Annotated in this window: 1 rRNA gene; it reads right to left on the reverse strand. The window is 54.8% G+C overall.

The annotated features are described in order from the left end of the window. Positions 1–1340: ribosomal RNA gene (locus GTN70_03370) — 23S ribosomal RNA — on the reverse strand; the annotation flags it as partial.

Consider the following 1340-nt stretch of genomic DNA (forward strand, 5'->3'; position numbering starts at 1 on the left):
CCTACCAGAGTCGGTTTGCGGTACGGGCGCTTCTACTTCAACGGCAACGAAGCTTTTCTTGACGGCATGGGTTCAGCTGAGTCGCCTTGGGTCTCCCCGCAACTTCCCGCCACCTTCAGCTTAATATCCGGGGTGGATTTACCTGCCCCGGCATCACCTAGTGTGACGGACGCACCATGTCCATTAGGCACGCTCAGCCTACCCTTCCGTGTCCCCCCTTTGCCTCCATAACAGCGGTACGGGAATAATAACCCGTTGTCCATCGCCTACGCCTTTCGGCCTCGGCTTAGGCCCGACTAACCCTACGCGGATTAACCTTCCGTAGGAAACCTTAGGTTTTCGGTGGGTGTGTTTCTCACACACCTTACGCTACTCATGCCGGCATTCTCACTTCCCTTAGCTCCACCACTCCTCACGGAACGACTTCACGGCCAAGGGAACGCTCCCCTACCATCCCAGCAAGCTGGGATCCATAGCTTCGGTGGCAGACTTGAGCCCCGGTGGATTATCGGCGCATGACCACTCAACCAGTGAGCTATTACGCACTCTTTAAAGGGTGGCTGCTTCTAAGCCAACCTCCTGGCTGTCTGGGCAATCCTACTTCCTTTCCCACTTAGCCTGCACTTGGGGACCTTAGCTGATGGTCTGGGCTGTTTCCCTCTCGACTATGAAGCTTATCCCCCATAGTCTCACTCCCAGGCTGAGGTTAATGGCATTCATGGTTTGGTTGGAGTTGGCAAGATACTCTCCCACCTAGTCCATCCAGAGCCCTACCTCCATTAACGATCACCTGAGGCTGCACCTCAATGCATTTCGGGGAGAACCAGCTATCTCCGAGTTCGTTTGGCATTTCACCTCTACCCACAGCTCATCCTACAGCTTTGCAACGCTGACAGGTTCGGGCCTCCACTTCGATTCTATCGAAGCTTCACCCTGGCCATGGGTAGCTCACCCGGCTTCGGGTCTAATCCATGCGACCAAATCGCCCTATTCGGACTCGCTTTCGCTTCGGCTCCGCAACGTCAGTTGCTTAACCAGCCACACAGATTAACTCACCGGCTCATTCTTCAATAGGCACGCCATCATCCTCCCATTGCTGGAAGGACTCTGACTGCTTGTAAGCACACGGTTTCAGGTCTATTTCACTCCCCTCCCGGGGTGCTTTTCACCTTTCCCTCACGGTACTAGTTCACTATCGGTCATCAAGGGTATTTAGCCTTGCCCTGTGGTCAGGGCAGATTCCCACAGGATTCCTCGTGTCCCGTGGTACTCAAGGACAGGTAAGGAGCCTACCCCTTTCGTTTACGGGACTGTCACCCTCTGTGGTGGTCCTTTCCAGA

The sequence above is a fragment of the Deltaproteobacteria bacterium genome, from assembly GCA_011773515.1.
GTDB lineage: Bacteria > Desulfobacterota > Deferrimicrobia > J040 > J040 > WVXK01.